General features: G+C 68.8%; 17 protein-coding genes. 13 read left to right on the plus strand and 4 right to left on the minus strand.

All coding sequences use genetic code 11. From position 1 onward, the window contains the following. The first annotated feature begins 94 nt into the window (after positions 1-94). From N5K27_RS03005 to N5K27_RS03020, 4 genes are all read left to right on the plus strand, one after another. Entirely contained in the window at positions 95-2,185 is a 2,091-nt protein-coding gene (locus N5K27_RS03005; RefSeq protein ID WP_132979134.1) for a hydantoinase/oxoprolinase family protein, read from the plus strand. Then, complete coding sequence (locus N5K27_RS03010) at positions 2,185-3,765, plus strand: hydantoinase B/oxoprolinase family protein (protein WP_279814587.1); 1,581 nt, start codon at positions 2,185-2,187, stop codon at positions 3,763-3,765. The genes N5K27_RS03005 and N5K27_RS03010 overlap by 1 nt, the downstream gene beginning before the upstream one ends. Before the next feature lie 121 nt (positions 3,766-3,886). After that, entirely contained in the window at positions 3,887-4,879 is a 993-nt protein-coding gene (locus N5K27_RS03015; RefSeq protein WP_132979133.1) for a tripartite tricarboxylate transporter substrate binding protein, read from the plus strand. Then, positions 4,879-5,805 (plus strand): LysR substrate-binding domain-containing protein, encoded by a 927-nt coding sequence (locus N5K27_RS03020; protein WP_130356802.1) that lies wholly within the window; start codon positions 4,879-4,881, stop codon positions 5,803-5,805. Before N5K27_RS03015 ends, N5K27_RS03020 begins: the two co-directional genes overlap by 1 nt. Here N5K27_RS03020 and N5K27_RS03025 read toward each other — a convergent pair. Then, entirely contained in the window at positions 5,802-6,284 is a 483-nt protein-coding gene (locus N5K27_RS03025) for a cupin domain-containing protein (protein ID WP_242621428.1), read from the minus strand. The two genes, N5K27_RS03020 and N5K27_RS03025, sit on opposite strands and share 4 nt — an antisense overlap. A gap of 187 nt (positions 6,285-6,471) precedes the next feature. Beyond that, the gene (locus tag N5K27_RS03030; RefSeq protein ID WP_279814591.1) at positions 6,472-7,419 is read right to left on the minus strand and encodes a LysR family transcriptional regulator; all 948 of its coding nucleotides are present in this window, start codon (positions 7,417-7,419) and stop codon (positions 6,472-6,474) included. Between the two features lie 111 nt (positions 7,420-7,530). Here N5K27_RS03030 and N5K27_RS03035 point away from each other — a divergent pair, with 111 nt between their 5' ends. From N5K27_RS03035 to N5K27_RS03055, 5 genes are all read left to right on the plus strand, one after another. Then, complete coding sequence (locus N5K27_RS03035) at positions 7,531-8,082, plus strand: TRAP transporter small permease subunit (protein ID WP_279814593.1); 552 nt, start codon at positions 7,531-7,533, stop codon at positions 8,080-8,082. Further along, entirely contained in the window at positions 8,079-9,356 is a 1,278-nt protein-coding gene (locus N5K27_RS03040) for a TRAP transporter large permease (RefSeq protein ID WP_130356806.1), read from the plus strand. Before N5K27_RS03035 ends, N5K27_RS03040 begins: the two co-directional genes overlap by 4 nt. 38 nt (positions 9,357-9,394) lie before the next feature. Next, positions 9,395-10,390 carry a TRAP transporter substrate-binding protein gene (locus N5K27_RS03045; protein WP_087838283.1) on the plus strand — a complete coding sequence of 332 codons (996 nt, stop codon included), beginning with the start codon at positions 9,395-9,397 and terminating at the stop codon, positions 10,388-10,390. A gap of 90 nt (positions 10,391-10,480) precedes the next feature. Beyond that, entirely contained in the window at positions 10,481-11,953 is a 1,473-nt protein-coding gene (locus N5K27_RS03050) for an aldehyde dehydrogenase family protein (RefSeq protein WP_279814598.1), read from the plus strand. Between the two features lie 107 nt (positions 11,954-12,060). Then, positions 12,061-13,740: a choline dehydrogenase gene (locus tag N5K27_RS03055; RefSeq protein WP_087838281.1), complete on the plus strand. Its 1,680-nt coding sequence runs from the start codon at positions 12,061-12,063 to the stop codon at positions 13,738-13,740. A gap of 39 nt (positions 13,741-13,779) precedes the next feature. Here N5K27_RS03055 and N5K27_RS03060 read toward each other — a convergent pair whose 3' ends face one another. Continuing rightward, on the minus strand, positions 13,780-14,886 hold the full coding sequence (locus N5K27_RS03060; protein ID WP_087838280.1) for a helix-turn-helix transcriptional regulator: 1,107 nt from the start codon (positions 14,884-14,886) through the stop codon (positions 13,780-13,782). Between the two features lie 137 nt (positions 14,887-15,023). Here N5K27_RS03060 and N5K27_RS03065 point away from each other — a divergent pair, with 137 nt between their 5' ends. The 4 genes from N5K27_RS03065 to dsbD all read left to right on the plus strand — a co-directional run bounded on the left by N5K27_RS03065 (position 15,024) and on the right by dsbD (position 19,217). Next, on the plus strand, positions 15,024-15,983 hold the full coding sequence (locus N5K27_RS03065; protein WP_087838279.1) for an ATP-binding cassette domain-containing protein: 960 nt from the start codon (positions 15,024-15,026) through the stop codon (positions 15,981-15,983). A 192-nt stretch (positions 15,984-16,175) separates the two neighbouring features. Beyond that, entirely contained in the window at positions 16,176-16,940 is a 765-nt protein-coding gene (locus tag N5K27_RS03070) for an ABC transporter permease (protein WP_243724390.1), read from the plus strand. Between the two features lie 16 nt (positions 16,941-16,956). Next, positions 16,957-17,298: a divalent-cation tolerance protein CutA gene (cutA, locus tag N5K27_RS03075; protein WP_087838277.1), complete on the plus strand. Its 342-nt coding sequence runs from the start codon at positions 16,957-16,959 to the stop codon at positions 17,296-17,298. After that, positions 17,298-19,217, plus strand: a complete 1,920-nt coding sequence (gene dsbD / locus N5K27_RS03080; protein ID WP_087838276.1) for a protein-disulfide reductase DsbD — start codon at positions 17,298-17,300, stop codon at positions 19,215-19,217. Before cutA ends, dsbD begins: the two co-directional genes overlap by 1 nt. Positions 19,218-19,220: 3 nt before the next feature. Here the strand turns inward: dsbD and N5K27_RS03085 are convergent, their stop codons facing one another. After that, entirely contained in the window at positions 19,221-20,336 is a 1,116-nt protein-coding gene (locus N5K27_RS03085) for a LuxR C-terminal-related transcriptional regulator (RefSeq protein WP_279814602.1), read from the minus strand. Between the last annotated feature and the right edge of the window lies 1 nt (position 20,337).

The following is a 20,337-nucleotide window of genomic DNA, read 5'->3' on the forward strand; positions in this document are numbered from 1 at the left end:
TATGAATGGTAAATAAATATCCAATTGTCGTAATAGTCTAGCAAGCTCATAGTCCTGCCGACAGGACCGATCCGCGGTCCTTGCCGAGGAAGGAATGAGCGAATACTGGATAGGCATCGACACGGGCGGCACATTCACCGACCTGGTGTTGGGCGATACGGGCGGCGGCCGCTGGCACTATCACAAGGTGCCCACGCTGACGGCGGATCCCGCGCAGGGGATACTGAACGGCATTGCCGAGATCATGAGCCTGGCGGCGGTCGACCCCGCGCAGGTCGGATTCCTGGTGCTGGGCACCACGCTGGCGACCAATGCCGTGCTGGAAGGACAGTGGGCGCGGACGGGTTTGATCACCACGCAAGGCTTCGGCGACGTACTGAGCCTCGCGCGACAGCGCCGCCCCCACTACTTCAACCTGGACGTGCCCAAGCCGACGCCACCGGTGCCCGACGACTGCCGCGCCGAAGTGGCGGAGCGCATCGCCGCCGGCGGCGAGGTCGTCACGCCGTTGCGCGACGAGGAGGTACTGCGCGCGATAGACGAGCTGCGCGGCCGCGGCGTGCAAACGGTTGCCATCTGCTTCTTGCACGCCTACCAGAACGCCGCTCACGAAGCGCGCGCGCGCCAGTTGGTCGCCCAGCATTGGCCCGACGCATACGTGAGCGTCTCGTCCGAAGTGCTGCCCGAGTTCCGCGAGTACGAGCGTTTCATCACCACCGTCGTCAACGCGAGCCTGATGCCGGTGATGGACGACTACCTGCAACGCTTCGAGATGGGCGTGCGCGACCTGGGCGTGCGCTCGGCGCCCCACGTGATGCAATCGAACGGCGGCGCGGTCACGACGCAGACCGTGCGGCAGCGTCCCATCAATACTTTCTTCTCGGGCCCGGCGGGAGGCGTCGTCAGCACGGCGGCGCTGGGCGAGGCCTGCGGCGTGCGCAACCTCATTACCTTCGACATGGGCGGCACGAGCACCGATGTCTGCCTGATTCGCGACGGCCGGCCGGCAATGAAGAGCGAGCGCGACATGGGAGGCTTTCCCGTGCGCACCCGCACCCTGGACATCCATACCATCGGGGCGGGCGGCGGCAGCCTGGCCTGGCTGGATGCGGGCGGGCTGCTCAAGGTCGGTCCCAAGAGCGCCAGCGCCTATCCGGGTCCGGCCTCGTACGGACGCGGCGGCACCAGGCCCACGGTCACCGACGCCAACGTGCTGCTGGGCCGGCTGAGCCCGGTCGCGCTGCTGGGAGGGCGCATGTCCATGCATCCGGAACTGGCGGCGCAGGCCATCCGCGATGAGGTGGCCACCGCCATGGGCCGCGGCGCGGAGGAAGTCGCCATCGGCATACTGGAGATCGCCAACGCCAACATGACGGGCGCGGTGCGCGTGATTTCCGTCGAGCAGGGCGAGGATCCGCGCGATTATGCGCTGGTCGCCTTCGGCGGGGCCGGACCGCTGCATGCGGCCGACGTCGCCGCGATGGCGGGCATGCGCCATGTCATCGTTCCGCCGCGTCCCGGGCTGATGTCGGCGCAGGGCCTGCTCCAGTCCGACAGACAGGGCGATTTCTCTCTTACCCGTCTGGTGCCGGCCACGCCCGACAGGCTGCCGTCCCTGAACGCGGGCCTGCGGGAACTGGCGCGACGCGCGGACGACTGGCTTGCCTCCGAGGGGGTAGGCCATGACATGTCCGGCGTCGCGCGGCTCTGGCAGCTCGACCTGCGCTACCTGGGCCAGAACGCCGAACTGATCCTGGACATTGCCGCCGGCGAACTGGACGAGGCCGCGCTGGCCCGTGCCGTCGACGCCTATCATGCCCGGCATGCGGATCTGTACGGCTACGACATGCGTGCGCAAGGAGTGGAAGTCGTCAACCTGCGCGTGTCGGTGGTCATTGCCCGCGAACGCCTGCAGGTCGCGGCCATCGCCCGGCACGACGCGCGGACCGATCCCGTAGCCGGCGCGCCCACGCGCCGCGTGTGGTTCGCCGCGACCGGCTTCGTCGACACGCCCGTGCTGCAGCGGGACGACCTGCTGGCCGGCGCCTGCCTGGACGGGCCGGCCATCGTCGAGCAGATGGACACCACCACGGTCATTCCGCCCGGCTCGTCGACCCGCGTCGGCGCGGACGGCAGCCTGCACATCGATCTCACGCCCGGCGCACCGGGCAAGGAAGCCCATTGATGATTTCCGTCGATCCCATCCGTGCCGAGGTCGTCGCCCGCTATCTGCTGGGCGTGACCGAGGAAATGAGCGCCGCGCTGATGCGCACCGCGTTCTCTCCCAACATCAAGGAGCGCGGCGATTGTTCGACCGCGGTGTTCGACCATCTCGGCAATGTCGTGGCGCTGCCCCAGCGCGTGCCGATCCACCTGGGCTCGATGGTGGGCGTGGTACAGGCCGTGCTCGAACGGTTCCCCCGTCAGGAGATCCGGCCGGGCGACATGTTCCTGGCCAACGATCCCTACAACGGCGGCGGTTCGCACCTGCCCGACATCAATGTCATCTCGCCCGTCTTCATCGAGGGGGAGATCGTGGCCTATGTGGCCTGCATCGCCCACCACGCGGACGTGGGCGGCATGGTGCCGGGTTCCGAGGCCGCGGTCTGCCAGTCCATCTTCCAGGAAGGACTGCGCATTCCGCCCGTGCGCATCGTCAGCGCGGGCCAGGTCAACCGTGACGTGTTCGACATCCTGATGCTGAATTCGCGCACGCCGGATGAACGGGCGGGCGACCTGCGTGCGCAGATCGCCGCCAACACGGTAGGCCAGCGCAGCGTGCAGACACTGTTCGAGCGCTACGGCGTGGCGCAGACGCAGGCCATCATGGCTGCCTATCTGGATTTCACCGAACGCCGCTTTGCCGCAGCAATCGCCAAGGTGCCGCCCGGCCGCTACGAGGCTTGCGAGTATCTGGACGGCGTCGAAGAGGGAGAGAAGTCCGCGATACGCCTCGTCCTGACCGTGGGTGAAGGCAAGCTGGGCTTTGATTTCGCGGGGTCCGCGCCGCAACTGGCGGCGGCGCGCAACATTCCGCTGCGGGCGCTGGTGGCCACGGTCTACACCGTGGTCAAGAGCCTGCTCGATCCCGACGTACCCGCCAACTCCGGCTATTTCCGGACCATGGACATCAGCGCGCCGGCGGGCTCGGTGGTCGGCCCGGTGTCGCCGGCGGCGGTCGGCGCGCGTTCGATTTCATGCGCGGTGCTCGGTGACGCGATCGCCGCCGCGCTGTCGCAGGCCATGCCCGAGCGGGCCCTGGCCGGCTGCGGGCCGCACCAGTTGATCGTCCTGGCGGGTACCGATCCGCGCACCGGCGGCTACTACGTGAACTACGAGACCATCGCCGGCGCCATGGGCGCGCGGGCCTACCAGCCGGGCGTCGACGCCGTGCGGGTGCACGCCTCGGGTTCGTCCAACCTGCCGGTGGAGGCGCTGGAACACGCCTACCCGTTTCTGATCGAGCGCTATGCGCTGCGCAGGGGCTCGGGCGGCGCGGGACGCCACCGCGGCGGCCAGGGCGTGGTGCGCGACTATCGCGCGCTGGGTGACGATACGGTGCTGAGCCTGTCGTCCGAGCGCCAGAACGTGCCGGCCGCCGGCATGGCCGGCGGGGCCGACGGCGCCCTGGGGGAATTCATCCTGAATCCGGGTACGTCCGGAGAGCGGCGCCTGCCGCCGGCGGCGGCGGAAATCCGGCTGCGCAGGAACGACGTCCTGCGGGTGTGCACGCCGGGAGCGGGCGGCTACGGGACGCTCGCGTGAATCCGGCGCGGCCGGGGCCTTCTGGAGGCCTTGGCCGCGCATCGAAGAGCAGGGAGACACAGTCAGGCAGCGCGGCGGTTGCCGCGAGTTTTTCCAATACATACAAGGCAGAGGAATCCTCATGTACCCGATCAAGACTGTTTACCGGCTGGCGCGGTGGCTGCCGGCCATGGCCATCGCGCTGGCGGCCTTCCCCTCGATGGCGGCGGACGCCTATCCCACCCGGCCGCTGCGTTTTGTCGTTCCCTATGCCGCCGGCGGCGCGGTGGACGTGGCCGCGCGCATGATCGGACGCTACGTGTCCGAGCAATTGGGCCAGCAGGTCGTGGTCGAGAACAAGCCGGGCGCGGGGGGCATCATCGCCATCAAGCACGTGCTGGGCTTTCCCGCCGATGGCTATACCTTCCTGGTCTGTGCCGCAGGCGAGATCGTGATCAATCCCGTCATCAACAAGGAAGTCGACTACGACACCAGCCGGGACCTGACGCCCGTCAGCATGGTTACCACCGCGCCCAACGTGCTGGTCGTGAAGCGGGATTTTCCGGCGAACAGCGTCTCCGAGTTGATTGCCTACGCTCGCAAGCATCCGGGCGAACTGACCTTTTCCTCGAGTGGCGTGGGCACCATCCAGCACGTGACCGGCGAGGTCTTCAACAAGATGGCCGGCATCGAGGCCCGGCACGTGCCCTACAGCGGCGCGCCGCAGGCCACCCTGGAAGTGGCGACGGGACGGGTGACCATGACCTATGCCAGTCCGGGCTCCATCCGCGGCTTCGTCGACCGCGGCGAACTGAAGATGCTGGGCATGGCGTTGCCCGAACGCTATCCGCCGCTGCCGCAGGTGCCCACGATTCGCGAAGCTCCCGAGGTGTCGTCGTTCAACGTCGAAAGCTGGTTCGGGATGTTCGCCGCCAGCGGCACGCCCGAGCCGGTGATCCAGAAGGTCAACGCCCTGGTCCAGCAGGCCATGCGGCAGCCGGACATCGCCAAAAAACTGCTCGACACGGCCGGTGTGCCCATGCAGACGACGCCGGCCCAGGCCAAGGAGTTCGTCGGCCGCGAAGTCGCCAAGTACAAGACCTTGTTGAAGGAAGCCGACATCCGGCTGCACTGATGACTTCCGGCTCCGCCTCCCCGCTCTCGTCCTCCGCGCTCTTGGCACGGCTGCCGTCGACGCGCCTCATGCTGGCCTTCGACGTCTCGGCGCGCCATCTGAACCTGGTGCGCGCGGCCGAGGAGCTCGGGATCACGCAGGGGGCCCTGAGCCGCCAGATCCGCGCGCTGGAAGACCACCTGGGCGTGCGCCTGTTCGAGCGCCACGCGCGCGGACTGCGTTTCACGCAGGAAGGGGAGCTGCTTTATGACTTCACCCGTCGCGGCTTCGAGACGCTGGGCGCGGGCATAGGCCGGCTCACGCTGCGGGCCGAGCGCCAGACCCTGGTGCTTTCGGTGGCGCGCAGCTTTGCGCTGCGCGTCCTGATTCCCCGCCTGGCGGGTTTCACCGAAGCCCATCCGCACATTCACCTGAGCCTGGACATCCATCGCTATTTCGCCGACATCGCCAGCTCGGGCGTGGACGTCTCGGTCCGGCTGGGGGGCGGCGATTGGCCGGACTGTCGCGCGCTGCGCCTGACGCGGGACTGCATCGTACCGGTGTGCACGTCCGCGATCCGCGAACAACTGCGCGATCCGGCGGCACGCCCGCGCGTACCGCTGCTGCGCAATATCGAACGGGACGACGCATCGCTGCGGGTGGAGGGGCTGGACGAACTGCCGCACGGCGACCAGCGCATCGATTTCAACGACTCTGCCTCGATGCTCGCGGCCGCGGAGGCGTCGCTGGGGGTGGCCATCAGCCGTTCATCGCTGGTGGCCGACGCCGAGTCCATCGGCCGTCTGGTGCGCGCAACGTCCTGGGAGGCGCGCGATGGCCTGGACTACTACGCGGTGTGCACCGAGCGGGCCTATTGCAAACCCGCCGTCAAGGCGTTCCTGGACTGGGTCGAGGGCGTGGCGCCGGCTTGGCCGGCGCGTTCCTAGCGCTTGATCCGCGACAACGGATCGTCCGGTTTGTAGGTCGGCGTCTGCGGCTTGGGCGAGCCCAGCATCACGCACATCAGCGCCTCTTCGTCGCCGATATTGACCTCGCCCCGGTAGACGCCGGGCGGGACCGAGATCAGGTCGCGTTCGCCGGCTTCGATCTCCCAGTATTCGCCTTCCTTCGATTCGCACATGATGCGGACCTTGCCGCGCAGCACGAAGAAGACTTCCTCGGTGTCTTCGTGCAGGTGCAGCGGGCCGACGTGGCCGGCGGGGATGATCATGGTCGAGAAGGTGAAGTGCACGGCGGGCACGGTGTTCGAATCGCTGGCGACGCCGGTGGCGCCGGTGCCGAGATAGCGCATCTGGGCGCGGCCGTACTTGGGGTCGTGGTCGGCCTGGAACTTCAGGGCGTTCCAGTCGTACTTGCGGGTGGAGCGCTGCACGCAGCGCGAGTTCATCCAGTCGCCGAAGCTCATGCCCTCGGGGCGCCGGAGGGTGGGTTTGGCGGCATCGATCAGAGTATCGACGGGATCGTTCATGGCAGCTCCTGCTTGCGGCATGGTGGGAAACGGAGTTGCCAGTCTAGGAGCGGCGGCCGGCCGGTGCCTTGATCTGGATCAGAAATGTTCCATTAATAAATCATCGTCTTATATATAAAACAAATTAAGGTTCCGGCTTGCCCTGAAAAGGCTTGAGTCCTGGCGGTCGGGCTTCTTCGATGTGCCGCTTCAGGGCCAGTTGGAAGGCGGAGAACTCCTTGTCTTCGCGGCTGGCCAGGTAAAGGGGCAATGTCAGCGCGAGGCCGGGTGTCCGTACGCAGCGCAGCTCGCCGCGCGCCAGGTCGCGTTCCACCGCGGTCTTGGAGAAGAAGCACACGCCCAGGTCGCGCCGCACGGCTTCCTTCTGCGCTTCCGGGTGGCCCAGGTTGAGCACGATGCGCCGGGACGGGATGCCGTTGGCGCGCAGTTGCCCTTCCTCCAGCTGCTGCATGACGGTGCTGTTGGCGGTGCTGATGAAGGGCAGGCGCGAGATGTCCTCGCGCCGCGCCTCGTCGCCCACCCAGCGGCTGTCCGGAGCGCTGACCAGCAGCAGGTCCTCGTCCCACAGCGGGCGCACCGCCAGGCCATCCAGGTTCTGCGTCGGCGCGATGATCAGGACGGCGAAGTCGCAGGCGCCTGCGCGCGTGGCCTCCAGGGCCACCTGCGGGTTGGAGATCGATACGTGGACCTGGCCGTCGGGCCGCCGTACCTGGAAGTCGCAGATTAACTGGCTCAGCAGATAGGTGCCCACGCTCATTGAAGCGGCGACCACCGCCTGGCCCGGCGCGAGGTCGGTCGAGCCGCCCAGTTCCCGTTCCAGCTCGCGCGTGCGGGTGACGACCTCCTGCGCCCATTTGTAGACGCGCTGGCCGGTGGCGGTCAGCACGATGCCCCGGCCTTCGCGGCGGACCAGCGTGGTGCCCAGCTTTTCTTCCAGGCTGCGGATGTGCGAGGTGACGACGGGTTGCGTGACGAACAGGTAGTCCGCGGCACGCGTCACGCTCTGCAGTTCGGCCACCACGCAGAAGACCTCGAGTTTCTGCAAGGTGAGGTAGGGGTCGAAGCGGGCCATGAGGGGGATCGTCAATTCATAGTCAATTGGCTATTCAATAAGGGAGATATTTGAATTAGACGAATGGTTGGCGTCAACCTAGGATCTCTCCCCACAACGAGAGGAGACATCATGTCCAGTACCCAGCCCGGCGGCGCGCGGCGCATCCTGCGCGGCCTGGAAGGCGCCGCCACCAGTCTCGAACGGGCCCTGGCCAGCGCCCTGCTGGCGGCCGTCGCGATCAACGTGGCCAATGTGGTGGCGCGCTATGTGTTCGGCCGTTCGATCACCGGCGCCGACGAATTGCAGGTCTACCTGATGGCCGCGCTGGCCTTCTTCGGCTCGGCGGTGGCGGCGGTGCGCGGGCAGCATCTGCGCATGGACGTGCTGAACCGCTACTTTCCCATGGAATTGCGGCGCTTCCTGTCGACGCTGGAGGCGCTGGCGGCCGTGGTGCTGTGCGGCTTCGTCTGTTTCATCTCGTCGGAATACGCCTGGCGCATCTACCAGATCGGCAGCGTGAGCGAGAACGGCCACATTCCGATGTGGATCCCGCATTCACTGGTGGCGGTGGCGTTCGCCGCCATGGTGGTCGTCGGCCTGTTCGACGTGGTGTTGCGGGTGGCCGGAAGCGGCCTGCGCCAGCCCGAGGCGGTGGACGAGGCCGAGGAGGTGCTGTCATGAGTTTCGCGCTCGGTTTCCTGCCCCTGGGCCTGCTCCTGCTGGGCTTTCCCATCTTCCTCGTGCTGCTGGCGTCGGTCAGCGTGGCGCTGCTGTTCTTCATGGACGTGCCGCTCACGGCCCTGCACCAGAACCTGTTCGGCGCCATCGACGCCTATGCGCTGCTGGCGATTCCCTTCTTCATCTTCGCCGGCGAACTGATGGGCCGCGGATCGGTGGCGGACCGGCTGGTGAGCTTCGTCAACGCGGGCGTGGGCTCGGTGCGCGGCAGCCTGGCGGTGACCACCGTCGGGTCCTCGGCCCTGTTCGGCGCGATCTCGGGCGTGAGCGCGGCCACCGTCGCCACCATCGGCCGGGTGATGCTGCCCGCGCTGCGGCGCAACGGCTATCCCGAGAAGTTCTCGGCGGGGTTGCTGACGGCGGTGGGGGCCATCGACATCATCATCCCGCCCAGCATCCCGATGATCGTCTATGGCGCGGCCGCGCAGCAGTCGGTTCCCCGGCTGTACGCCGCGGGCGTGCTGCCCGGGCTGCTGCTGGCCGGCATGCTGTGCGCCTACGTCATGTGGTATGCCCGGCGCCATCGCATCGGCGGCGGCGAGCGCTTTTCGTGGGCGGCCTTCGGCCGCGCCGCGGCCCGCGGGCTGGGCGCGCTGGGCGCGCCCGTGATCATCCTGGGCGGCATCTACGGCGGCGTGTTCTCGCCCACCGAGGCCGCCGCCGTGGCCTGCCTGTACGCCATCGTCGTGGCGCGCTACTTCTACCGCGAGCTGTCCTGGCGCGACATCCTGGCTAGCGCCGGCACGACGGCGGTGTTCACCGGGCAGATCCTGATCATCGTGGCCTGCGCCAACGTGTTCGGCTGGCTGCTGACGGTGCACCAGGTACCCGCCGCGCTGGTGCAGTGGCTGACCGACCTGCACCTGCCGGGCTGGTCGCTGCTGCTGGCGATCAACGTGCTGCTGCTGGCGGTGGGCTGCTTCATCGATCCGCTGTCGGCCATCCTGCTGCTGTCGCCGCTGCTGATGCCGCTGGTCACGGCCATCGGCGTGGATCCGGTGCACTTCGGGATCATCATCACGGTGAACCTGTCCATTGGCCTGTTCCACCCGCCCTTCGGCATCAACATCTTCGTCGCGCAGAGCGTGCTCAAGCTGCCGCTCGAAAGCATCTACCGCGGGATCGTGCCATTCGTCGTCATCTACCTGATCGCGCTGGGGCTGATCACCTACATCCCGGACATATCCCTCTGGGGCATGCGCTTGCTGTTGAACTGAAGGCCGTCCGCCGGCCACCCACCACTGGAGACATCATCATGAATCGCCGTCTATGCCTGGCGCATCTGGCCGGCCTGGGAGCGCTCGCGCTCCTGCCCGTCGCCCGCGCGCAGAACCTGGTCATGAAGCTCACCACCACCACGTCCGACGACCTGGGCGTCGACTGGCTGAACGCCTACAAGGTCAACCTGGAGGCGGCCACGCAGAACAAGGTCAAGGGCCAGGTGTACCCGGCCAGCCAGCTCGGCACCGCGCAGCGCACGATCGAGGGCGTGAGCATGGGCACCGTCGAGATGGCGCTGAATGCCTCGGGCATGTACGAGGGCCTGGACGCGCGCTTTGGCGCATTGGCCGTGCCCGGCTTGTTCGACGGCATCGACCATGGCATGAAGGTGCTGGCCGACCCCGAGGTCAAGACCAGGCTCGCGTCCATCGCCTCGAAGAAGGGCGTCGAGGTGCTGACCACGCTGGTGCATTCCCAGTGCAGCATCGTCTCGCGCAAGCCCATCCGCAAGCTGTCGGACCTGGCCGGGCAGAAGATCCGCGTTCCCGGCTCTTCGATCCTGATCGCGCAGCTGCGGCAGCTGGGCGCCAACCCGGTGTCGATGTCGCTGGGCGAGGTGCTGCCCGCCTTCCAGAACGGGACGCTGGACGGCGTCTATTCCGGCACGCCCATTCCCTCGGCGCTGAAGTACTTCGACGTCGCCAAGTCGCAGACGCTGCTGCCGTCCACGTATATCGCCATCGTCGGGCTGGTCAGCCCCACCTTCCTGAAGTCGGCAGGTGCGCTGGAGCAGCCGCTGCGCCAGGCCGCCCGCAAGACCGACGCCGAGATCGGTCCGCGCGTGCATGCGCGCGTGGCCGAGGCCCGCGCGATCTGGGAGAAGGGCGGCGGCGAGATGATCGAGCTGCCGCCGGCCGATGCCAAGGCCTACCTGGACGCGGTGATCCCCGCCGCGATGAAGGAACTGTCGACCGATGCTCGCAAGGACTACGAGGCGCTGCGAGCGGCCGCTGTCCGTCTCAGGAGTTGACCCCTCTACGCCCTGCGGGCGTCCCCCAAGGGGACGGCCCCGGGGATACAGGGCCATGAAAACCGACTGTACTGACTTATCGGAGACGCCATGCGCGCACACGAGATTCCCGCCGGCATCCTGCCGACCCACCGCCAGCTTTTCTATGGGGGAGCCTGGCACGAACCCCTGGCCGGCGTCTACGCGCCTACCATCAATCCCGCGTATGACGAGCGCCTGGCCGATACGCCGGTCGCCGATGCGCGCGACGTCGACGCCGCGGTGCGGGCGGCCCAGGTCGCCTTTCCCGCGTGGGCGGCCACGCCGCCCAGGGAGCGCGGCCGCATGCTGCGCCAGGCCGCGGACATCCTGCGCGCCCATGCCCAGGAACTGGCGCTGCTGGATGCGCTGAACAACGGCAATCCGGTGTCCATCCTGGCCAAGGACGCGGACTTCGCGGCCGACAGCCTGGAGTATTTCGCCGGCCTGGCGACCGAGGTCAAGGGCGAGACCCTGCCGATGGGCCCCGGCTATCTGGACTACACCGTGCGCGAGCCGCTGGGGGTCGTGGGGCGCATCGTCGCCTACAACCATCCGCTGATGTTCGCCGCCATGCGCCTCGCGGCGCCGCTGGCGGCGGGCAACACGGTGGTGGTCAAGTCGCCGGACCAGGCGCCGCTGTCCATCATCCGGCTGGCCGAGCTGATCGGCCACGTGTTTCCCAAGGGGGTGGTCAACTTCCTGTGCGGCAGTCGCGAGTGCGGGCAGGCCCTGGCCGAGCATCCGCTGGTGCGCAAGATCACGTTGATCGGCGGCGTGCCTACCGGCAAGTCGGTCATGAAGACCGCGGCCGACGGGCTCAAGCCCGTGCTGCTGGAGCTGGGAGGCAAGAATGCGCTGGTGGCCTATCCGGACGCGGACCTCGACAAGCTGGTGGACGGCATCGTGGGCGGCATGAATTTCACGTGGTCGGGCCAGAGCTGCGGCTCCACCAGCCGCGTGTTCCTGCATGAAAGCATCCACGACGAGGTCCTGGCGCGCGTGGCGGAATTGCTGCCCAGGCGCCACCGGCCGGGCATCCCGACCGATCCCGCCACGACCATGGGATCGCTGGTCAGCCGGGCGCAGCTCGAGAAGGTGCAAGGCTTCGTGCGATCCGCGCTGGACGAGGGGGCACGGCTGGTGACCGGCGGCCGGCAGCCCGAGGATCCCGCGCTGCGCGACGGCTTCTTCTTCGAGCCCACCATCTTCGCCGACATGCGGCCCGACATGCGGCTGGCGCGCGAGGAAGTGTTCGGTCCCATCATGTCGGTGTTCCGCTGGTCCGACGAGGACGCATTGTGGACCGACGTCAATGCCGTGGACTTCGGCCTGACTGGCTCGATCTGGACCCGCGACCTGGACACCGCGCACCGGGCGGCTCGCCGCATCCATACCGGCTACGTCTGGATCAACAACACCAGCCAGCACTTCATCGGCGCGCCGTTCGGGGGCGTGAAGCAATCGGGCATAGGCCGAGAGGAATGCTTCGAGGAGCTCCTGGAGTTCACCTACACCAAGAACGTCAACCTGAAACTGAATTAATCCCCCCTACGCCCTTCGGGCGCCCCCCCGGGGGGCGGCGCTGGCGGACCGGCGGAGCCGGATCCGCGGCGCCCTGGATCGACATGCGCTAGCGGCTTGGAAATGACATGAATCATTACGACTACATCATCGTGGGTGCGGGCTCCGCGGGGTGCACGCTGGCCTACCGGCTGGGTGCCGACCCGGCGCTGAAGATACTGGTGCTGGAGGCCGGCGGACCGGACCGATCGCCCGTGATCCGCATTCCGCTGACCTGGGGCCTGATCCTCAAGCACCGGATGTACGACTGGGGTTACTTCACCGAGCCCGAGCCCGGCATGGACGGCCGGCGCATCGAATGCGCGCGCGGCAAGGTCCTGGGCGGCTCGACCTCGATCAATGGCATGGCCTATGCGCGCGGCGCCCGCGAGGACTACGACCACTGGGCGCGTGGCCTGGGACTGGAGGGATGGTCCTACGACGACGTGCTGCCGTATTTCCGCCGCAGCGAATCGTGGGAAGAGGGCGCGAGCGACCTGCGGGGCGGCGACGGTCCGCTTACCGTGACCCGGTTGCATTACGAGGACCCGCTGGTGGACGCCTTCCTGCGCGCCACCGACCTGGCCGGCTATGCCCGAAACGACGACTACAACGGCGCCAGCATCGAAGGCTTCGGCCCCATGCAGGCCACCATCCGCCGCGGCCGCCGCTGGAGCGCGGCGTCGGCCTACCTGCGGCCCGCGGTGGCGCGCGGCAACGTGACGGTGTGGACCGGCGCGCTGACCACGAAAGTGCTGATGGAGCAGGGCCGCGCCGTGGGCGTCGAAGTCCTGCGCGGCGGACGCCGCGAGCAGGTGCGCTGCGAGCGTGAAGTCCTGCTGGCGGGCGGCGTGATCAACTCGCCGCAGTTGCTGATGCTCTCGGGCATCGGCGATGCCTCGGAGCTTGGCCGGCACGGCATCGCGACCCGCGTCGACCTGCCCGGCGTGGGACGCAACCTGCAGGATCACGTGGTTTGCGACGTGCGCTGGCGCCGCAAGGAAACGGGGCCGCTGCACCGGGCGCTACGCCTGGACCGCATCGGCTTCGATCTGCTGCGCACCTGGATGTTCGGCTCGGGCCTGTCCAGCAAGGTGCCCGCCGCTGCCGTGGGCCTGGTTCGCAGCCATTCCGACTTGCCGCTGCCCGATCTGCAATTGCTGCTGGCCGCGGCGCCCATGGACGCCGGCCCGCACCTCGGTCCGTTGCTCAAGCCCTACGTCGACGCGTTTGCCATCAAGGGCGTCTTCATCACGCCCGAGAGCCGGGGCAGCGTCTCGCTGGCCAGTGGCGATCCGACGGCTCCCGCCGTGATCCGCCAGAACTTCCTGTCGACCGACTACGACAGGCGCGCCGTGCGCCAGATGGTGCGCATCATGCGGGCCATCGGCGAACAGCCGCCGCTCGCGCCGTTCCGCGCCGAGGAGCTGGCGCCCGGTCCACAGGCCACGAGCGACGCGGACATCGATGCCTTCATCCGGCGTACCGCCATCACCTTGCACCACCCGGTGGGCACCTGCAGGATGGGCGGCGATGCCGATCCCGATGCCGTGCTCGATGCGCAGATGCGGGTGCGCGGCGTGCAAGGCCTGCGGGTGGTGGACGGGTCGGCGATGCCGCGCGTGGTGCGGGGGCCGACGAACGCGCCCATCATCATGATGGCCGAGAAGGCGGCGGACCATATCCTGGGCCGGCCGCCGCTGGCGCGCGACAGGCGGGGTGCGCCGGCGGCGCGCCGGTGGGCGGAGAACGAGCCCGTCCCGGCCTGACAGGCATCCGGCCGCTGCCCGGAGCTTGCCGGGAAGCGGTCAGTGCCGCGCCATCCTCAGCAGCAGGCTGACGAGCTCGCCCTGCCGGTGCGTGCCCGTTTTCGTGAAGAGCGCGCGCAACTGCGTGCGAGCGGTGCTGAGCGCGATGCCCTGGCGCTCGGCATACTCGGCCAGGCTGAGGCCTTCCTGCAGTTTGCTGGCCAGGCGCGCCTCGGCCCGGCTGAACTGGAACAGGTCGTTTATCCGCAGGTTCTGCTGTTCCGGATCGACCACGCTGACCGCGACGAGCGGGCGTTGCAGCGGGTTGTCGGGGTGGTCCTCGGACAGCGGCGTAACCAGGATGTCGGGGCCGCCGGCGGTGGGCGGCGCGATACGCGCGGCACGACGCGATCCCGCGTGCCCCGTGGCCTGCAGGATGGCCGTTTCGAGCCGGCTGGCGGTGGCGTGACGGGGGCGGATCTGGCCGTTGTATTCGCACAGGGCGCCATCGGGCAGCGCCGCATGCCGTTCGGCCGCTGCATTGCGGTAGGCCACGTGCCGGCCTTCATCGAGCAGCCACAGCGGGGTGGGCAGGCTGTCCAGCACCTGGTCGCGCAACGCCAGGCCGTCGCGCAATCCGGCGAGCGTGTCGTAAAGCGTGCCGGCTCGCTGCAGGTGCGGCGCGATGCGCGCCAGCAGATCGTCGTGGCAGGCGTCGGGCCGCACGCCGATGGCGGTCAGGAGGGCGACGTAGACACAGGTGCCCTGGCCGTTCAGCCGAATCGACGCGCGATTGTCCATCCCTTGGGCCTGCTGGAAGTCCTGGTAGTACGGATGGTGCTCGAAGGTTTCGGCCGACAGTTCGCGCCGGTCGTGATTCCACCGGCCGTCATCGGTCGCGGCGATCAGTTCGCGCATGGGGTCGATGGCGCCGTAGTGGGCGTTGTAGGCCTGGATGGCGGCGGGATCGCACCGGGCGGCCAGCGTGACGGTGGCGGCGCTTTCGCCGGGCAGGCTGATCGCGACGGCGCCGAACTGCCTGCCGCTGGCGGCGGCCAGCGCGTCCAGCAGCGCCGGCCAGCGCGCGTTGTCCAGCACGCTTTCATAGCAGAGTCCGACGAGGGCGTCGTAGGTTTCCTGGGACGGGGGCATACCCATGATGGTCATGTACTCGGTTAATCGTTACATCATGTTACGTAAACTGCGAAGTTGGCAATCACTTCCAACCATCCGACCACATAAGGAAAACCCTGCGCGGGGGTGTCGCAGCGGGTGCGCGCCGGCCCCGGGGTACTATTCATCGCATGACCACCAATTCGCTGCACGCGGGGGCCAGGCCCCTGGCTACCTCCGGACCCGCGCTGCGGGTCGAGCGGCTGGACAAGCGCTATGGCGGCCGCGTCATCGTGGACGCGCTGTCCTTCCAGATCGCGCGCGGCGAATGCTATGGACTGCTGGGCCCCAACGGCGCGGGCAAGACCACCACGCTGCGATCCATCCTGGGCCTGACGCCGGTGGATGGCGGCACCATCCGGCTGCTGGACTACCCGGTGCCGGCGCAGGCGCGCCAGGCCCGGGCGCGCATAGGCGTGGTGCCGCAGATCGACAATCTCGATCCTGATTTCACCGTCGAGGAAAACCTGCTCGTATTCGGCCGCTATTTCGGCCTGGCCGACGCCGAGATCCGCCGCCGCATTCCCGGCCTGCTGGAGTTCGCGTCGCTGGCGGCCAAGCGCAGGGCGCGCATCAACGAACTGTCGGGCGGCATGAAGCGGCGCCTGACGCTGGCGCGGGCGCTGGTGAACGATCCCGACCTGATCGTGATGGACGAGCCCACCACCGGGCTGGACCCGCAGGCGCGCCATCTGATCTGGGAGCGCCTGAAGACGCTGCTGGCGCAGGGCAAGACCATCCTGCTGACCACGCATTTCATGGACGAGGCCGAGCGCCTGTGCGACCGGCTGGGCCTGCTCGAGCGGGGGCGGATGATCGCCGAGGGCGCGCCCCAGGACCTGATCGCGCGCCACGTCGAACCGGAGGTGGTGGAAGTGTTCGGAGAGGGCGCCCTGGACTGGCTGGAGCGCCACCGCGCCGCCTTGCCGGGCCGGGTCGAGGTCAGCGGCGAAACGGTCTATTGCTATACGGCCGAGCCGGAACCGGTGCTGGGCCTGCTGCGCGAGGGAGGCCGGATACGCTATCTGCACCGGTCGGCCAACCTGGAAGACCTGTTCCTGCGGATGGCCGGCCGTGATTTGAGAGAATGACCCCCCTACGCGCTTCGCGCGCCCGGCATGGTGAGCCCCCAGCCGCTACGCGGCAGTCCTCCGAGGGGGCGGGGACCCGCCTCGGGGCGGCCCGGCGGCCGGATCCGCTGTGCCCTGGATCGAGGGTCGGGATGATTGGGGGCTGAGATGAGTGAATGGGCGGTGGATACTTCGCGATCGGGAGTTTGGGGCTTGCCTCGGCCGGGGCGGGGATGCGTGCCGGTGCTGCGGCGCAATTTCCTGGTCTGGCGCAAGACGGCGTTGACGACCGTGCTGGGCGATGTCATGGATCCGATGGTGGCGTTGCTGGCGCTGGGCTACGGCCTGGGCAGCCTGCTGCCGGGCATAGACGGCGTGCCCTACGTGACTTTCCTGGCTGCCGGCTCGATCTGCATGGGGGCGCTGTACGCGGCCACCTTCGAGGCCACCTACAGCGCCTTTTCGCGGCTGCACATCCAGCGTACGTGGGATGCGATGTTGAACACGCCGCTGTCGCTGGACGACGTGGTGTTCGCCGAGATCCTGTGGGCCGCGGCCAAGAGCATGAAGAGCGGGCTGGCGATCCTGCTGGTGGTGGTGGCGCTGGACATCTCGCGCGCCGCCACGCTGCTGTGGATCCCGCCGGCGCTGGTCCTGCTGGGCGTGACCTTCGCCGCGCTGGCGCTGGTCATGTCGGCCCTGGCCAAGGGCTTCGATTTCTTCATGTACTACTTCACGCTGGGCGTGACGCCGATGGTGTTCCTGTCCGGCGTGTTCTTTCCCGTGTCGCAGTTGCCCGAGGCGCTGGTGCAGGCGGCACGGCTGTTGCCCCTGGCCCCGGCCATCGAACTGGTGAGGCCGCTGGTGCTGGGGCGGATGCCGGACCAGCCGTGGTTGCCCGTGCTGCAGCTGGCGCTGACGGCGGCGGTCGCCATCTGGCTGGCCACCGCGCTGATGCGCCGCCGCCTGTTGCGCTGATATCCTGGAGATCGCCATGTCGTCGCCAACCGAGGCCGCCCGCCAAGTGGTGCTGGTATTCTGCAATGCTCCCGATGCCGATACCGCCGGGGCCATCGCCCGTCGCCTCGTCGAAGACGGGGTGGCCGCCTGCGTGAACGTCGGTGCGCCGGTGTTGTCCATCTATCGATGGAAGGGGGAGGTGGAGTCCGCCGACGAGATTCCACTGTTCATCAAGACCACGGCGGCCCGCCAGAGGGCCGTGCAGGAGACGATCGCCCGGCTGCATCCCTACGAGGTGCCCGAGATCATCGCCGTGCCCGTGACCGACGGTTTGCCGGCCTATCTGGATTGGGTCCGGCAGGAAACGAAAAACTGATGTCCATGTTCCGTTTGCGGGCCGCCGGCCCGCGCGTCCATTGGTTCCTGGCGTGCCTCGTGTGGGCCTGCGCCGCGTTCATGCCGCGATCCGCGGCGGCGGAGGACTTCCTGCCGCCGGAGCAGGCCTTCCGCTTTTCCGCGCGCGCCGTGGCGCCCGACGCCATCGAACTGTCCTGGGCGATCGCGCCGGGCTACTACATGTACCGCGAGCAGTTCCGCTTCGTCGCCGATCCGCCGGATGTGGCGCTGGGCGATCCCCAGTTGCCGCCGGGACAGGTCAAGTTCGACCAGACCTTCGACAAGGAAGTCGAGACCTACCGCGACAAGGTGTCGGCCCGCCTGACGATTCCCACCGGCACGGCGTTCGCGCTGGCCGTGACCAGCCAGGGCTGCGCCGACGCCGGCCTGTGCTATCCGCCGGCCGAACACAAGCTGCGCATCGCCGCCGCCTCGGCGCCGGGCGGCCTGCCGCAAGTCGAGGGCGGGGCGGGGGCCGGCCTGCGGTGGTCGGCCTTCGCCGGCACGGACGACGTGGGCCTGGCCGACATGCTGGCCGGCAGCGGCCTGGTCCGCACGGCGCTGATCTTCCTGGGCCTGGGCATCCTGTTGTCGTTTACGCCCTGCGTGCTGCCCATGGTGCCCATCCTGTCGGCCATCGTGGTCGGCGACGCCGCCGGCCAGTCCCGGCCCCGCCTGCGCGGGCTGGGACTGGCCGCGGCCTACGTGCTGGGCATGTCGGTGGTCTACACCGGGGTCGGGCTGCTGGCGGCACTGAGCGGCGTCAGCCTGGCGGCCACCTTGCAGACGCCCTGGGTGCTGGGGGTGTTCGCCGCGCTGCTGGCCGTGCTGGCCCTGGCCATGTTCGACGTGTTCACGCTGCAATTGCCGTCCAGCTGGCAGTCTTCCCTGTCGGACCGGGTCTCACGCCTGCCCGGCGGCCGCGCCACCGGGGCGCTGGCCATGGGCGCCGTGTCCGCGCTGATCGTCGGGCCGTGCGTGGCCGCGCCGCTGGCGGGCGCGCTGCTGTACGTCTCGCAGACGGGCGACGTGCTGCTGGGCGGGGTCGCGTTGTTCGCCCTGGCCTGGGGCATGGGCGTGCCGCTGCTGGCCGCCGGCGCGTCGGCGGGCGCGCTCCTGCCCAAGGCGGGAAGATGGATGGAGGGCGTGAAACGTTTCTTCGGCATGCTGCTGCTGGCCGTGGCGTGGTGGATGCTCTGGCCCGTGCTGCCGGGTTGGATCCAGATGGCGGGCTGGGCGGTACTGGCCATCCTGGCGGCTGCGCTGCTGCATGCGTTCGACGCCCTGCCCGCCGATGCCGGAACGGGCCGCCGCGTGCTCAAGGGCCTGGGCATCCTGTTCGCGCTGGTCGGCGTCCTGCAGGCGGTGGGCGTGGCCAGCGGCGGCCGCGATCCCTTGCAGCCGCTGGGGCATCTCGCCGCCTCGGGCGGCGAGGGTCCGGTCCTGGCGCCGCCCGTGCAGGGGCCCGCTCCGGCCCGGGGCGGGGAGGGACTCTGGAGCCCGCCAGGAGGAGCCTCGTCGCGGCCCGGGGCTGCGGCGTCATTCGAGCGCGTACGCTCGGTGGCCGAGCTGGACGCGCTGCTGGCCGCGTCCGACCGTCCCGTGATGCTGGATTTCTATGCCGACTGGTGCGTCTCGTGCAAGGAAATGGAGGCGCTGACCTTTCCCCGCCCCGACGTCGCGCAGCGGCTGGCCGGCATGCGCCTCGTGCAGGCGGACGTGACCGCCAACAATGCCGACGATCGCGAACTGCTCAAGCGCTTCCGGCTGTTCGGGCCCCCGGGCATCGTGTTCTTCGCGCCGGGCGGCGCGCCGCTGCCCCAGCGGGTGATCGGTTTCCAGGGGGCCGAGCGTTTCTCGCGCGTGCTGGACGACGTGCTGGCGACGGCCGCGCGCTGACGCTCAGGCCAGCGTCCGGATCAACTGCACCAGCTCGACCTGCCGCCGACAGCCGGTCTTCCTGAAAAGATTTTTCAGGTGGCTGCGCACGGTTTCCGGCGAGACGGCGTGCGCGGCGGCGAATTCCTTGAGAGTCTGGCCGGTGGCCAGGGCGTGGGCCAGGCGTGCCTCCGCGGGCGTGATGTCCAGGGCCTGGATGATGAGCCGGGCGTCCAGCGGCAGGCTGTCGGCAGGCACGGAGAAAATCAGCATGGCCAGCGGCGTATCGCGCAGCCCGGCCAGCAGGTGCGTGGCATCCAGCGGCAGGACCGTGATCCAGGCCGGTGCCGGGGACCCGCCGGCCGGAAAGAGGTCGGCTTTCCTGCCGGCCGAGCAGGCCTGCTTCAGCGCCGCCTGCAGTCGCCGCTGAGTGGGGGCGTCCCGCATGGCCAGCATGCCGCCTTTCGCGCTCGCCCAGGGCGAAACGCGCAGGTACCTTTCGGCGCGCGCATTGGCGTATTCGACCCGGCCACGGATGTCGACGATTGCCACGCCACGCGGCAATCCGTCCAGCGCGGCCCGGCCCAGCAGGGCTTCGCGCTGCAATTGCCTCATGCGCGCCCGCAGTCCCGCCGCGCGAACCATGTCGGGCATGACCAGTTCCAGCAGGGCGCGCTCGCGTTCGCCATAGGGGCGGTGGTCCACCGGACGCATGATGCCCAGGTAGTCGCGCGTCTGGCCGTCGTCGCGTTGCAGGACGCACAGGGTATGGCGCAGGTCCACGCTGCGCAGGAAATCGGCGTAGACCGCGGAACGCGACATCTGCCGGCGATCCAGGTGTTCGTGGTCGAGAATGAAGCTGCCTTCCCGCAGGTGCGCGAAGAGTGTCAGCCGTTCGTCGTCCCGCACGTAGTGCTCGGCGTATTCGGCGAACTTGTGCAGCGGCGCGGCGTCGCAGATCACGCTGTCCGGCACGCTGCCGTCACGCAGGTTCACGGTCACCTGTTGGAAGGCCTGGCCGCCCACTTCAGCGGCCAGCAGGCCCAGTCCCGCCTGCCATTGCTCCGGCGCCGCGATGCCTTCGTAAAGGCGCGCGGCGATCAAGCGCGAACGGTCCGGGAGCGAGGCGCGTGTCGCCATG

The organism is Pigmentiphaga sp. GD03639, assembly GCF_029845405.1.
In the GTDB taxonomy this organism is placed as follows: Bacteria; Pseudomonadota; Gammaproteobacteria; order Burkholderiales; family Burkholderiaceae_B; genus Pigmentiphaga; species Pigmentiphaga daeguensis.

Bases quoted from the DNA above. Each gene is read 5' to 3' on its own strand.
- N5K27_RS03005 (WP_132979134.1), top strand. From the start codon at position 95: ATGAGCGAATACTGGATAGGCATCGACACGGGCGGCACATTCACCGAC.
- N5K27_RS03010 (WP_279814587.1), top strand. From the start codon at position 2,185: ATGATTTCCGTCGATCCCATCCGTGCCGAGGTCGTCGCCCGCTATCTG.
- N5K27_RS03015 (WP_132979133.1), top strand. From the start codon at position 3,887: ATGTACCCGATCAAGACTGTTTACCGGCTGGCGCGGTGGCTGCCGGCC.
- N5K27_RS03020 (WP_130356802.1), top strand. From the start codon at position 4,879: ATGACTTCCGGCTCCGCCTCCCCGCTCTCGTCCTCCGCGCTCTTGGCA.
- N5K27_RS03025 (WP_242621428.1), bottom strand. From the start codon at position 6,284: ATGAGCTTCGGCGACTGGATGAACTCGCGCTGCGTGCAGCGCTCCACC.
- N5K27_RS03030 (WP_279814591.1), bottom strand. From the start codon at position 7,419: ATGGCCCGCTTCGACCCCTACCTCACCTTGCAGAAACTCGAGGTCTTC.
- N5K27_RS03035 (WP_279814593.1), top strand. From the start codon at position 7,531: ATGTCCAGTACCCAGCCCGGCGGCGCGCGGCGCATCCTGCGCGGCCTG.
- N5K27_RS03040 (WP_130356806.1), top strand. From the start codon at position 8,079: ATGAGTTTCGCGCTCGGTTTCCTGCCCCTGGGCCTGCTCCTGCTGGGC.
- N5K27_RS03045 (WP_087838283.1), top strand. From the start codon at position 9,395: ATGAATCGCCGTCTATGCCTGGCGCATCTGGCCGGCCTGGGAGCGCTC.
- N5K27_RS03050 (WP_279814598.1), top strand. From the start codon at position 10,481: ATGCGCGCACACGAGATTCCCGCCGGCATCCTGCCGACCCACCGCCAG.
- N5K27_RS03055 (WP_087838281.1), top strand. From the start codon at position 12,061: ATGAATCATTACGACTACATCATCGTGGGTGCGGGCTCCGCGGGGTGC.
- N5K27_RS03060 (WP_087838280.1), bottom strand. From the start codon at position 14,886: ATGACCATCATGGGTATGCCCCCGTCCCAGGAAACCTACGACGCCCTC.
- N5K27_RS03065 (WP_087838279.1), top strand. From the start codon at position 15,024: ATGACCACCAATTCGCTGCACGCGGGGGCCAGGCCCCTGGCTACCTCC.
- cutA (WP_087838277.1), top strand. From the start codon at position 16,957: ATGTCGTCGCCAACCGAGGCCGCCCGCCAAGTGGTGCTGGTATTCTGC.
- dsbD (WP_087838276.1), top strand. From the start codon at position 17,298: ATGTCCATGTTCCGTTTGCGGGCCGCCGGCCCGCGCGTCCATTGGTTC.
- N5K27_RS03085 (WP_279814602.1), bottom strand. From the start codon at position 20,336: ATGGCGACACGCGCCTCGCTCCCGGACCGTTCGCGCTTGATCGCCGCG.